Origin of the sequence: Vibrio sp. 10N.247.311.13 (genome assembly GCF_041467595.1) — a bacterium.
In the GTDB taxonomy this organism is placed as follows: domain Bacteria; phylum Pseudomonadota; class Gammaproteobacteria; order Enterobacterales; family Vibrionaceae; genus Vibrio; species Vibrio crassostreae_C.
Genome location: NZ_JBFSUX010000013.1, coordinates 1 through 13,183 on the forward strand (window position 1 = coordinate 1; position 13,183 = coordinate 13,183).

Below are 13,183 nucleotides of genomic sequence, written 5' to 3' on the forward strand. Positions count from 1 at the left end.
TTCCAGCTAAATATCCGTTTAGATTCAAACAGTAATGCTTATCCGAACGGCATTGACCTAAAGTAGGCGGCCTTGGTTGATCTATTTAGATATTAATCTAGCTCTTTCTCTGCTTGTTTTGCTTTCTCTATCATAGGAGTGATTGTTGAGCCTTGAACTAGAATAGAGAACACAACAACGGCGTATGTCATGACAAGGATTATCTCTTTAACATCGATTGCTTTGTCTTCAATTACCCAGATACCTGAAGGGATTGAAAGTGCCATGGCTAGTGCTAAGCCACCGCGTAAACCACCCCAAGTTAGAATCTTAATCGACCACGGGTTGTAAGTTCTAAAGCGTTTAAATCCGATGTAAGACAAGAAAACACTCAAGTAACGTGCACTCAATACTAGAGGGACTGCGAAAGCCATTAAGATCCAATCTTCTTGGTGGAATTTGAATAACAGCATCGACATACCAATTAGTAGGAATAATACGCCGTTTAAGAATTCATCTATCAATTCCCAGAAATGATCTAAGTGATCTTCACTCTCTTTTGAGAATCCGATAAAGCGAGTCCAGTTACCAATCATGATACCTGAGACCACCATCGCTAATGGTCCTGATACATGTAGAACTTCAGCAAACGCATAACCAGCAGTTGGAATGCCGATGGTTAATAGCAACTCCATCGAGTGGTCGTCGGTGTTGCTGATTAGGTAATGGAATACAAGACCTAAAACAAAACCGTAGACGATGCCGCCAATTGCCTCTTGAACGAATAGCATGGTCACACTACCGACGGTTGGCGCTTCTGTGCCGAATGCGATAGTAAATAGGGTTACGAAGATAACTAAGCCAAAACCATCGTTGAATAGAGATTCTCCCTCGATTTGAGTAGAGATTCTTCTGGGAGCGTCGAGTTTCTTTACTATTGCTAGCACGGCGATGGGATCGGTTGGTGAGATAAGAGAACCGAACAGTAAGCAGTAAATGAGATCGAATTGGATGCCGATGAACTGACAGAATCCATAAAGAACAAAACCAATAAAGAAGGTCGAGAATAGAGTCGCACCGAGTGCAAGTACTGTGATTTCCCATTTTTGGTCTTTAAGGTTTGGGAGTTTGATCCCTAAGCCGCCAGCAAATAGTAGGAAGCCTAATATCCCTTTAAGTAGGAAGTCTTCAAAATTAATACTGGCAACCGTTTCAGAAGCAATGTCGGCTAATTGAAACCAGTTGTTTTGGCCCGCAATGATAATTAAAAGAGACAGCATCATTGAGCCTGCTGTGATGGCGATGGTTGTTTGCATTTTACCAATTTTGCTATTAACAAAGGCAATGAGCATGGCTGCAGCAGACAAGAAGCATAAGGTGTAATAGACCGACATTGGGGTACCAACATGTAACAAAGTATGAATATGAATTTTCGTTGTCTCATGCTCAAATAGCAAACACTTTTTGTCAGGACTCGGTAATCAATTTCCTCTTTTAGACGTCTAGACTCCTTTTTAATGTGTGATAGGATGGAAGCATAATTAAAGGAATGAGGTTGTACCGTGGGAAGTAATGTAAGGCAAAAGATTGATGCTCTGTTGAAGCAACGAATTTTACTGATTGATGGTGGCATGGGCACCATGATTCAGGACTATAAATTGGAAGAGCAAGACTATCGTGGTGAACGCTTTGCGGATTGGCATAGTGACTTAAAGGGTAACAATGACCTTTTGGTACTTACACAACCTAAGCTTATCAAAGATATCCATATGGAGTATTTGGAAGCTGGGGCTGACATCCTCGAAACCAATACCTTTAACGCTACAACCATCGCTATGGCCGACTATGATATGGAAAGCCTTAGTGAAGAGATTAACTTTGCTGCTGCCAAGCTTGCTCGTGAAGCAGCTGATGAATGGACTGCAAAGACCCCAGATAAACCTCGCTTCGTCGCGGGTGTATTAGGTCCAACCAACCGAACTTGTTCTATCTCGCCTGATGTAAACGATCCAGGTTACCGTAATGTTAGCTTTGACGAACTGGTTGAAGCCTATTCTGAATCGACTCGCGCGCTCATTAAGGGCGGTTCAGATTTAATTCTTATTGAAACTATCTTTGATACGTTAAACGCGAAAGCGTGTGCCTTTGCCGTTGAATCTGTTTTTGAAGAGGTGGGTATTGCTCTTCCAGTGATGATTTCCGGTACCATCACTGATGCATCAGGTCGTACCCTTTCAGGACAGACGACAGAAGCATTCTACAACGCCCTTCGTCATGTAAAACCAATCTCATTTGGATTGAACTGTGCATTGGGCCCTGATGAACTGCGTGAGTATGTCGGTGAGATGTCTCGTATCTCAGAGTGCAATGTTTCTGCTCACCCTAATGCGGGTTTGCCTAATGCATTTGGCGAGTATGACCTTTCTCCTGAGGATATGGCTGAACATGTTAAAGAGTGGGCTGAAAGTGGCTTCTTGAACCTAATTGGTGGGTGTTGTGGTACTACTCCAGAGCATATCCGTGAAATGGCTGAGGCCGTTGAAGGTGTAACGCCGCGTCAATTGCCAGACTTACCAGTTTCTTGTCGTCTTTCGGGACTAGAGCCACTGACGATAGCTAAAGAATCTTTGTTCGTGAATGTAGGTGAGCGGACCAATGTCACTGGTTCTGCGCGTTTCAAGCGTTTGATCAAAGAAGAGCTTTACGACGAAGCATTGAGTGTTGCTCGCGAGCAAGTCGAAAATGGCGCTCAGATTATCGATATCAACATGGATGAAGGGATGCTAGACGCCGAGGCGTGTATGGTTAAATTCCTGAATCTATGTGCTTCAGAACCTGAAATCTCGAAAGTACCTGTTATGGTCGATTCTTCTAAGTGGGAAGTTATCGAAGCTGGCCTAAAGTGTATTCAAGGCAAAGGCATCGTTAACTCAATCTCTCTAAAAGAAGGCAAAGAGAAGTTTGTTGAGCAAGCCAAATTAGTTCGTCGTTATGGTGCTGCTGTCATCGTGATGGCGTTTGATGAAGTCGGGCAGGCTGATACTCGAGAGCGTAAAGTCGAAATCTGTACCAATGCCTACAACATTCTTGTTGATGAAGTCGGTTTCCCACCAGAAGATATTATTTTTGACCCGAATATTTTCGCAGTGGCTACTGGTATCGATGAGCATAATAACTATGCGGTTGATTTCATTGAAGCAGTAGGAGACATCAAACGCGATCTCCCGCATGCGATGATCTCTGGCGGTGTGTCGAATGTTTCATTCTCATTCCGTGGTAATAACTACGTCCGTGAGGCTATTCACGCGGTATTCCTATATCACTGTTTTAAAAACGGTATGGATATGGGCATTGTAAACGCTGGTCAGTTGGAAATTTACGATAATGTTCCAGAAGATCTGCGTGATGCTGTTGAAGATGTCGTACTAAACCGTCGTGATGATTCGACTGAAAGATTGCTGGATATGGCGACCGAATACCTAGAGCGTGCTGTTGGTAAGGTTGAAGATAAATCTGCATTAGAGTGGCGAACTTGGCCTGTAGAGAAGCGTTTGGAGCACTCTTTGGTAAAAGGTATCACCGACTTTATTGTTGAAGATACCGAAGAAGCTCGTGTTAATGCCTCTCGTCCTATTGAAGTGATTGAAGGTCCTCTAATGGACGGAATGAACGTTGTTGGTGACCTGTTTGGTGAAGGTAAGATGTTCTTACCACAGGTTGTAAAGTCTGCGCGTGTGATGAAACAGGCGGTTGCCCATTTAGAACCATTCATTAATGCATCCAAAGAAGTGGGCGCAACTAACGGTAAGATTTTGTTAGCGACCGTTAAAGGTGACGTTCACGATATCGGTAAAAATATCGTTGGTGTGGTTTTACAGTGTAATAACTACGAAATTATCGACTTAGGTGTGATGGTTTCTTGCGAGAAGATTCTCAAGGTAGCGAAAGAAGAGAATGTCGACATTATTGGCCTGTCTGGGCTGATTACACCGTCTCTTGATGAAATGGTACATGTTGCTAAAGAAATGGAGAGACAGGGTTTCAAGCTGCCTCTTCTGATTGGCGGCGCAACCACATCTAAAGCTCACACAGCAGTTAAGATTGAGCAGAATTATTCAGAACCTGTTGTATACGTAAATAATGCCTCGCGTGCAGTGGGTGTTTGTACTTCACTACTTTCTGATGAATTGAAACCCGCTTTCGTTGAGAAGCTGGATATCGATTACGATCGCGTTCGAGATCAGCACAATCGTAAGAAGCCTCGTACCAAGCCTGTCACGCTTGAAAGAGCTCGTGCCAATAAAGTTGCTATCGATTGGGATGCGTATACGCCACCGGCACCCGCTAAGCCGGGAGTTCACATTTTCAATGATTTTGATGTAGCTACTCTGCGTCAGTACATCGATTGGACTCCATTCTTCATGACATGGTCATTGGTTGGTAAGTACCCTGCGATCCTTGATCATGAAGAAGTGGGTGAAGAAGCAAAACGTTTATTCAAAGATGCCAATGATTTACTGGATCGCGTAGAGAAAGAGAAGCTGCTTGAAGCGCGTGGTATGTGTGCCATGTTCCCAGCGAACAGTGTTGGTGATGATATTGAAGTGTATACCGATGAATCTCGTACCGAAGTTCTAAAAGTTCTACACAACCTTCGTCAACAAACAGAGAAACCAAAAGGCTTTAACTATTGCCTGTCAGATTACATTGCGCCAAAAGAAAGCGGTAAAGCGGATTGGATTGGTGGCTTTGCGGTAACCGGTGGTATTGGTGAGCGAGAACTGGCTGATGAATACAAAGCGAAAGGTGATGACTACAACGCAATCATGATTCAAGCGGTTGCTGACCGATTGGCTGAAGCGTTCGCGGAGTATCTGCATAAAGAAGTGAGAAAGGATATTTGGGGCTACTCGCCAGATGAGGACTTGTCTAACGACGATTTGATTCGAGAGAAATACCAAGGTATCCGTCCTGCTCCAGGTTATCCTGCTTGTCCAGAGCACACAGAGAAAGGCACGTTGTGGGAGTTGATGGACGTTGAGAAGGCTATCGATATGTCACTGACGTCTAGCTACGCGATGTGGCCTGGTGCTTCAGTATCAGGGATGTACTTCTCACACCCTGATGCTCGGTACTTTGCGATAGCCCAGATTCAACAGGATCAAGTAGATAGCTATGCCGACCGTAAAGGCTGGGATATGTTGGAAGCTGAGAAGTGGTTAGGGCCAAATATCAACTAACTCTGGAATCAGTGAGTTGTTCGTAAAGCTAGAAAGAGAAAGGGTTGCTTAATCGCAACCCTTTTTGTATTTGTGATTTGGTTAACTCAACCCTATCTATTAATTGACTTCTTATTCAAAAAGCTCTTGATGCAGTTTTTGAATTGCTAACTTAGATACAGGTTCATCCAACAAGAAGCACAGATTGTGTGGGCTTGCTCCGTAACAAATCATACGTAGGTTGAAATCTTCTAGAGTGCCGAATACCTGCTTTGCATAGCCTTTGCTTTCGCTCATGTTGTTACCAATAAGAGCAACCAGGCATAGGTCATGCTCAATATCGACAGAACACAGCTCTTCAAGCTCAAGGCGAGCGGCTTCAGGTAACTGAGGAGCACCACCTGATGTGTCTGTTTGATCCAGCGTAAGTGACACACTGATCTCTGAGGTAGTGATAAGATCGACAGAGATCTTATGTTTAGCAAGGATCTCGAACACTTTTGCCAAGAAGCCATAGGCATGGAACATGTTAGCACTGCGTAGCGTAACCATGGTTTGGTTGCAGCGTAGGGCAAGCGCTCTAAATAGAGGAGAGCTCTCAACTTCTTGACGAATCCAAGTACCACCTAACTCTGGCGCTTTAGAAGAGCCGACAAATACCGGTATTTGGTGGCGTAGTGCAGGTACTAGAGTCGATGGGTGCAAGATCTTCGCACCAAAGTTTGCCATTTCCGATGCTTCACTAAAGCTGATCTCTGGGATAGGAGAAGCTTTAGGTGCAATACGAGGGTCAGTGGTGTAGATACCCGGAACATCCGTCCAGATTTCTAGACCAATCGCCTGTACAGATTCGGCAATCAGTGCTGCTGAGTAATCACTGCCACCGCGGCCTAAAGTCGTGGTGTTACCTTCGCTATCAGCGCCGATAAAACCTTGGGTAACGACAACTTGTTGTTGGCAAAGTGGAATCAGTTTCTCTTGCGCTAGAGCGGCAATATCTTCTAGTTGAGGTTCGGCTTTACCAAAATCATCATTAGTACGCATCACATCTCTGATATCAAAGCGAACAGCAGGAGTGCCTCGTTCAGAGATGATCTGAGCCAAGATGTGTGTCGACATCAACTCGCCACATGCGACAAGGTGATCCGTCAGTTTAGTACTTGTTTGGAATGATGCGGCCTCTGCAGCGCTCGCAATGTCATCAAGAATGCTGTGGACTTCTTTTTCGATGCTGATTGGATCTGCGAGTTGGTCAAGAATTGCGTTGTGAATGTCCGCTAATTGCGCCATTAGTTCCTGACGACGAGCTTTGTCTTGAACACCATTTGCTAGTTCAACCAGCAAGTTAGTGACACCAGAGCATGCACTACTCACGACCAGTTTCGTGTTTGAGTTGTTTTCAATAATGGCAGCACAACGGCTCATTGCTTCAAAGTTGGCAACACTTGTTCCACCAAACTTAGCGACATTAAAAGAACCAGCTACATTAGATGCACTCACGATATATCTCCCACGACTTCCTAAAATAAAATTACGGTTGGGTAATCCAACGTCCGATGTTTTTCGAAGAGAGTTTTAGAGCAAAAAGAGAGGAATTATTAGAATAGTAACCTCAGAAGCTCTTCACCATATAGAAATGGCGACAGTTGAAGGGATTCAGCCCGCTCAACCGATAATAAAGGTCCTGCATCCTTTTATTATCTCGGCACTGCTCCCCATAAATGTTTTGTATTGGAAATGCGGTTCCACAAAACATCTGCCTGGGCAGTGCTCCTCTTCTGCTAGATAGCCGTTTCATTGAACGTTTTTGTGGTAACAATGTCAATCCGTAACTTGAGATAATTGAAAAATAATTTTAACAATTATGTGACAGTGGTTTGACCTCAATACTTATGGCTAATTGCTGAGGTAATCAATTTGCTTTAGGGTGGATTGTTCACAACATTAACGTAAGGGATGTACATGTCTAATTTACCACTCACTACTGCTATCGATAGCTTTTATCCACCACACCGAACGTTAATGGGACCTGGTCCTTCAGATATCTCACCTCAAGTGTTACAGGCTTTGAGCCGTCCAACCATAGGTCACTTAGATCCGCTGTTTATTGCGATGATGGACGAGCTTAAACAGCTTCTTAAATACGCTTTTCAGACTGAAAACGAATTTACGATTGCCGTTTCTGCACCGGGTAGTGCGGGTATGGAGACCTGTTTTGTTAACTTGATTGAGCCTGGTGAAAAGGTGATTGTTTGTCGTAACGGTGTCTTCGGTGAGCGTATGCGAGAAAACGTGGTGCGTTGTGGTGGCGAAGCCATCCTTGTTGATGACGAATGGGGCAAGCCCGTTTCAGTTGAAAAGGTAGAACAAGCATTGGCAGAAAACCCCGATGCCGTTGCTGTTGCATTTGTGCATGCAGAGACATCAACCGGAGCGTTATCTGATGCTCAAGCTATCTCTGCTGTCGCTCGTCAGTTTGATGCGTTAACGATTGTTGATGCAGTGACATCATTAGGTGGTGTTCCATTGCTGGTTGATGAGTGGCAGCTTGATGCGGTTTATTCTGGCAGCCAAAAGTGTCTGTCTTGTGTGCCAGGGCTATCTCCAGTGACTTTCTCTCAGCGTGCGGTTGATAAAATGAAAGCCCGTAAAGCACCAGTGCAAAGCTGGTTTTTGGATCAAAGTTTAGTATTAGGTTACTGGAGTGGAGAAGGTAAGCGTAGCTACCACCATACCGCACCCGTGAACAGCCTTTATGCTCTGCATGAGTCGCTGGTTTTGTTGAAAAATGAAGGCTTAGATAATGCGTGGTCTCGCCATCACGCAATGCACCAAGAGTTGAAAGAAGGCGTAGAAGCTCTAGGGTTAAAGTTTGTGGTTGATGAAGAGAGCCGCCTGCCGCAGCTTAATGCACTTTATTTCCCAGAAGGAATTGATGAGGCTAAGATCAGAACGCAGCTTTTAGAAGAATATAATATTGAAATCGGTGCTGGGCTTGGCTCTTTGGCTGGTAAGGCATGGCGTATCGGCCTAATGGGTTACGGTGCTCGTAAAGAGAATGTCGCGTTGTGCCTAAAAGCGCTAAAAGATGTTTTGAAGTAGCTGCATGAACTGAAATTAAAAAGAAAAGCGCACGAGAGATCGTGCGCTTTTTTGTATCTACCCCAAGCTCCTACTGCCTACTAAGTGAAGCTTGCGTTGCGAATTCTTAACATTATTCTGCAGACGAAACGTTATCTTCTGCTTGTGACACTTTCTTATACTGAACCTTTGAAAAGTCTCTGTTAGGGAATAAAAAGTTCGCTTCGCTACGAATTTGCTCTGCTTTACTTTCTTCTCCTAGGCCTTGATACGCCAGAATCAGATTGCTGTAGAAAGCCGGTCTTGGTTTGCTCTTAATGATCTCCAGTGACCAATCGATGTAAGGCTGTATAAGGCTCGGGTCGGCTTTGTAGAGGCCGATATTAAGGTAAGTGCTGTATATATCCCAATCGTAGCGATCTTTCCACACCACTGGGTTCGTTACCTGCTTAAGAATGTCCGGATTTTTCGGCTTAGACAGTTCAAACTTAGTCAGTACATAGTTGGTGTGCAGGGCGCTCAACATATAAAAACTGACCAAAATAGGGAGCACTAAGCTCAACACTCTAAATAGGGTCTTGCTGATGATACTGAACGACTGTTGATAATGTCGGGAAGAGCGCTGATCTACCCAGTAAATCAATATAATGAATGTTATCCAGTGAATCGCCGAGTGGTAAAAAGGATACTCAAGTTGAGAGTGCAAAAGGATTGGGATAAATAACGCGAGCAGGGCTAGACGTGTTCCCTTTGCTGAACTTGTTATGCGTGACATCACCAATATTGCAGCAATCAAGATTCCGATGATTGGTACAATCCCCCCTTCAACTCCCCAAAACAGGAACTCATTGTGCGGGTGATCCATTGAAGGAAGACCTGGATGATAGTTCGAGTTGAGTTGATGTTGGCGAGCTGTATATAGCGTGTATTCAGACTCAAATTTCCCGTAACCATAACCTGTAAATGGCTTTTCGATCATCATATCTAAAGCTTGCGGGAACGTATAAGCGCGCGGGCTTTCTAGGTTCGCTTTCTTGCTAGCGAGGCTATCAGTCGCACTTAGGCTGATCACCGAAAAAGCGACGACGACACCGACGAGCACTGATGCGCACCATCCGTAGAAGCGTTTCTTGGTCGAGAACTTGTATAGATAGGGCAGAATGCAGATAAACCCAATGACAGCGGCCAACCATCCGGTACGTGATGCAATGATGATCAGCAAGGGCACGGTTAAGGTTGGAGTTAAATACAGTAGGAATGATTCGCTGATCTTATGGTTATATTTAGCCGGCTGCCTTGCTAAAAGGTAAGCGGACAGCACAAAACCAGTAGCAAGAAAGCTTGCCATTACATTCGGTTGTTGAAATATCCCATATGGTCGGTTTGCAGCAGTGTTGTAGCCAAATAGGTTGCCAGGTTCTAATAAGAAATATTGCACATAGCCAAATAGTGCTTGTATAACAACAGCAAGTACAATGAACCACAACATACGTTGCTTGTGTTTATTGCTGAACTTAAATTGCTGCAGCACCACAAATAAGGCAAAGCCCGCCCACAATCCAAGCAAGCGTCCTGACGCTCCTTGAGGTGCAGCATTGCTGTATAAAATGGGTAGCGTGAGTATGATGCAGCTAATCAACAAGCCAATTGTTAATTTGGAATACTTGAGTACTCGATTGGTCGCGAGTTGGTAAAAGCCAATCGCTAGCGTGAAGCTTAGCGCTAGCCAAGTGGTAGGGTTAAAGGATAGAGCAAGGCCCGAACCACCAGGATTCGGCATAAAAAAATGCATAGCTAACAAGAATACAACAGCTAAAGAAGCCAGAAATGCTTTGTTGAGTGGTAGCTGAGTGACCTGATTTTCTAGCTGAGTACCGCTAGTGTGTATTGTTGCCATAAATCCCTAACCTTATAAAAACAGAGCTTGTTCCTTCTGAAACAAGCTCTGTTACTTTAACATTTTTCTGTCTGCCCGCAGGGCGCTATTTTACACCTACTTCAAATTTAACATAGGCTTAAGGAAGCGAGCAGTGTGTGAACCTTCGACTAACGCCACATCTTCAGGTGTACCCTCTGCAACAATCTCACCACCACCTTGCCCACCTTCTGGGCCAAGATCTAGGATCCAGTCTGCTGTTTTAACGACATCTAGGTTGTGCTCAATCACGACAACTGTATTACCGTGATCACGCAGTCTATGTAATACCGTCAGTAGCTGCTGGATATCGTGGAAATGAAGGCCTGTTGTTGGCTCATCGAGAATGTATAAGGTTTTTCCCGTGTCTCGTTTAGACAGTTCACGCGCTAATTTAACACGCTGAGCTTCACCACCAGATAAGGTTGTAGCTGCTTGCCCTAAGCGAATGTAAGAGAGGCCAACGTCCATTAAAGTTTGCAGTTTACGAGCGATAACAGGTACCGGGTTGAAGTATTCACGAGCATCTTCCACAGTCATCTCTAGAACTTCGTCAATGGTTTTACCTTTGTAGCGGACCTCTAGAGTCTCACGGTTATAGCGCTTACCTTTACACACATCACAAGGCACATACACATCGGGTAAGAAGTGCATCTCTACCTTGATTACGCCGTCTCCCTGACAAGCCTCACAACGACCACCACGAACGTTAAAGCTGAATCGACCTGGCTTGTAACCACGAGAACGTGATTCCTGAGTGCCCGCGAATAGTTCACGAATAGGGGTGAAAATCCCTGTGTAGGTCGCAGGGTTTGATCTTGGTGTACGACCGATAGGGCTTTGATCTATGTCGATTACCTTATCAAAATGTTCTAACCCTTTAATCTTTTTGTGCTTTGCTGGAACTGCAGTCGTGGCACCGTTTAATTGAGTGTGGGCGACTTTAAAGAAGGTATCGTTGATAAGCGTTGATTTACCCGAACCTGATACGCCCGTAATACAACTGAACAAGCCAACAGGAATTGTCGCGGTCACATTCTTTAGGTTGTTCCCCGTTGCGCCAACGATCTCGACGACCTTTTTCTTGTCGATAGGCGTTCTCTTTTCAGGCACTGCAATTTCTTTAGCACCGCTCAGGTATTGGCCTGTCAAAGAGTTCAGGTTTTCGATGATGTCTTGCATGGTACCTTCTGCCACCACGTGACCACCGTGCACCCCTGCTCCTGGACCGATATCGATAACATGGTCAGCACAACGAATTGCATCTTCGTCATGTTCCACAACAAGTACCGTATTACCTAAGTCTCTCAGGTGAATTAAGGTTTGCAATAGACGTTCATTATCGCGCTGGTGGAGACCAATTGATGGCTCATCAAGTACATACATAACGCCAACTAAACCGGCACCGATTTGGCTCGCCAAACGAATACGTTGCGCCTCACCACCAGACAGCGTTTCAGCACTGCGTGATAGGTTAAGGTAGTTCAAACCAACGTTGACTAAGAAATGCAGACGATCATTGATCTCTTTCATCACTTTATCTGCGATCTGCCCACGTTGACCGTCTAGCTTCAATTCTTGGAAAAATTGTAGTGCGTCAGCAATGCTAAGTTCAACGATTTCCGGAAGTGTTGTATCACCAATGAAAACATTGCGAGCTTCTAATCTCAGGCGAGTGCCATCACAGCTAGAGCACGATTTGGTTGAGATGTATTTAGCAAGATCTTCACGCACTGCGCTCGATTCAGTATCACGGTAACGGCGCTCCAAGGTATTTAAAATGCCCTCAAATGGATGACGCTTAACCCGAATATCACCTCGGTCATTGATGTACTTGAATTCCACTTCAGTACGACCTGATCCTTTTAGAATGATCTCTTGAGTCTTTTTCGGTAGAGAATTAAATGGCGCATACAGATCAAAACCATAATGTTCTGACAGCGACGTTAGCATTTGGAAATAGTAGTAGTTCTTTTGATCCCAACCTTTTATCGCACCTTCAGCAATGCTTAGGTTCTCATCTAAAATCACTCGGCTTGGATCAAAATACTGTTGAACACCAAGACCATCACACGTACCACATGCTCCTGCCGGGTTATTAAATGAGAACAGGCGAGGCTCAAGCTCTTGCATGCTGTAACCACATTTAGGACAAGCGAAGTTAGCAGAGAATACGATCTCTTCTTGATCCGTTTCGTCCATCCAGCCGACGACAGCGATACCGCCAGAGAGCTCTAATGTGGTCTCGAATGACTCGGCTAAACGCTGTTGAAGATCAGGACGAACCTTGAATCTGTCTACCACAACTTCAATGGTGTGCTTCTTATGAAGTTCAAGTGCTGGTGGATCGGATAGATCACAGGTTTCACCATCAATTCGGGCTCGGATAAAGCCTTGCGCAGCTAAGTTTTCCAGTGTTTTAACATGCTCACCTTTGCGCTCTTTGACAATCGGTGCCATCAACATCATCTTTGAGCCTTGAGGCAGTTCTAAGACCTTATCGACCATTTGACTGATGGTTTGTGCTGCTAGAGGGATGTTGTGGTCTGGACAGCGAGGTTCGCCTACTCGCGCATACAATAATCTGAGGTAATCATAGACTTCGGTAATGGTACCGACGGTTGAGCGAGGGTTATGTGAAGTCGATTTTTGTTCTATTGAGATAGCTGGAGACAGACCTTCAATATGATCGACATCAGGCTTTTCCATAAGAGATAGAAATTGACGAGCGTAAGCAGACAGAGATTCAACATAACGACGCTGACCTTCTGCGTAGAGTGTGTCAAACGCAAGTGACGACTTTCCTGACCCCGATAATCCGGTGATGACAGTCAGTTTGTCACGTGGAATGGTTAGGTTGACGTCTTTGAGGTTATGCGTACGAGCGCCTCTAATTTCTATTTTATCCATCTCAATAGACCATGTAATTTTAAGTGGCTAAAGTATTACATAGAGTGAGATTTGTGCAAAGTTTTACTGGATAAAAAAA

6 protein-coding genes and 1 riboswitch are annotated in these 13,183 nt (G+C 44.6%); of the genes, 2 read left to right on the forward strand and 4 right to left on the reverse strand.

Features of this window, described 5'->3' with window-relative positions; all coding sequences use genetic code 11:
* Positions 1-92: 92 nt before the first annotated feature.
* A complete protein-coding gene (locus AB6E52_RS07840; RefSeq protein WP_102321228.1) occupies positions 93-1,373 on the reverse strand; it encodes a sodium:proton antiporter in 1,281 nt (426 codons plus the stop codon).
* Between the two features lie 168 nt (positions 1,374-1,541).
* Here AB6E52_RS07840 and metH point away from each other — a divergent pair, with 168 nt between their 5' ends.
* Complete coding sequence (gene metH, locus AB6E52_RS07845; protein WP_372134454.1) at positions 1,542-5,219, forward strand: methionine synthase; 3,678 nt, start codon at positions 1,542-1,544, stop codon at positions 5,217-5,219.
* 111 nt (positions 5,220-5,330) lie between these two features.
* Here metH and lysC read toward each other — a convergent pair whose 3' ends face one another.
* Positions 5,331-6,698 (reverse strand): lysine-sensitive aspartokinase 3, encoded by a 1,368-nt coding sequence (gene lysC / locus AB6E52_RS07850; protein WP_102321226.1) that lies wholly within the window; start codon positions 6,696-6,698, stop codon positions 5,331-5,333.
* A 108-nt stretch (positions 6,699-6,806) separates the two neighbouring features.
* Positions 6,807-6,984: riboswitch (Lysine riboswitch) on the reverse strand.
* A gap of 176 nt (positions 6,985-7,160) precedes the next feature.
* Here lysC and AB6E52_RS07855 point away from each other — a divergent pair.
* The gene (locus tag AB6E52_RS07855) at positions 7,161-8,300 is read left to right on the forward strand and encodes an alanine--glyoxylate aminotransferase family protein (RefSeq protein ID WP_102321225.1); all 1,140 of its coding nucleotides are present in this window, start codon (positions 7,161-7,163) and stop codon (positions 8,298-8,300) included.
* Positions 8,301-8,412: 112 nt separating this feature from the next.
* On the opposite strand, the gene AB6E52_RS07860 is transcribed toward AB6E52_RS07855, so the two are convergent.
* Entirely contained in the window at positions 8,413-10,176 is a 1,764-nt protein-coding gene (locus tag AB6E52_RS07860; RefSeq protein ID WP_017061338.1) for a PglL family O-oligosaccharyltransferase, read from the reverse strand.
* Positions 10,177-10,272: 96 nt separating this feature from the next.
* The gene (gene uvrA / locus AB6E52_RS07865; protein ID WP_102321224.1) at positions 10,273-13,104 is read right to left on the reverse strand and encodes an excinuclease ABC subunit UvrA; all 2,832 of its coding nucleotides are present in this window, start codon (positions 13,102-13,104) and stop codon (positions 10,273-10,275) included.
* Positions 13,105-13,183: the final 79 nt, after the last annotated feature.

Excerpts from the sequence above, each read along its gene's own strand:
- AB6E52_RS07860 (WP_017061338.1), bottom strand. The coding sequence starts at position 10,176 with ATGGCAACAATACACACTAGCGGTACTCAGCTAGAAAATCAGGTCACT.
- AB6E52_RS07855 (WP_102321225.1), top strand. The coding sequence starts at position 7,161 with ATGTCTAATTTACCACTCACTACTGCTATCGATAGCTTTTATCCACCA.
- uvrA (WP_102321224.1), bottom strand. The coding sequence starts at position 13,104 with ATGGATAAAATAGAAATTAGAGGCGCTCGTACGCATAACCTCAAAGAC.
- AB6E52_RS07840 (WP_102321228.1), bottom strand. The coding sequence starts at position 1,373 with ATGTCGGTCTATTACACCTTATGCTTCTTGTCTGCTGCAGCCATGCTC.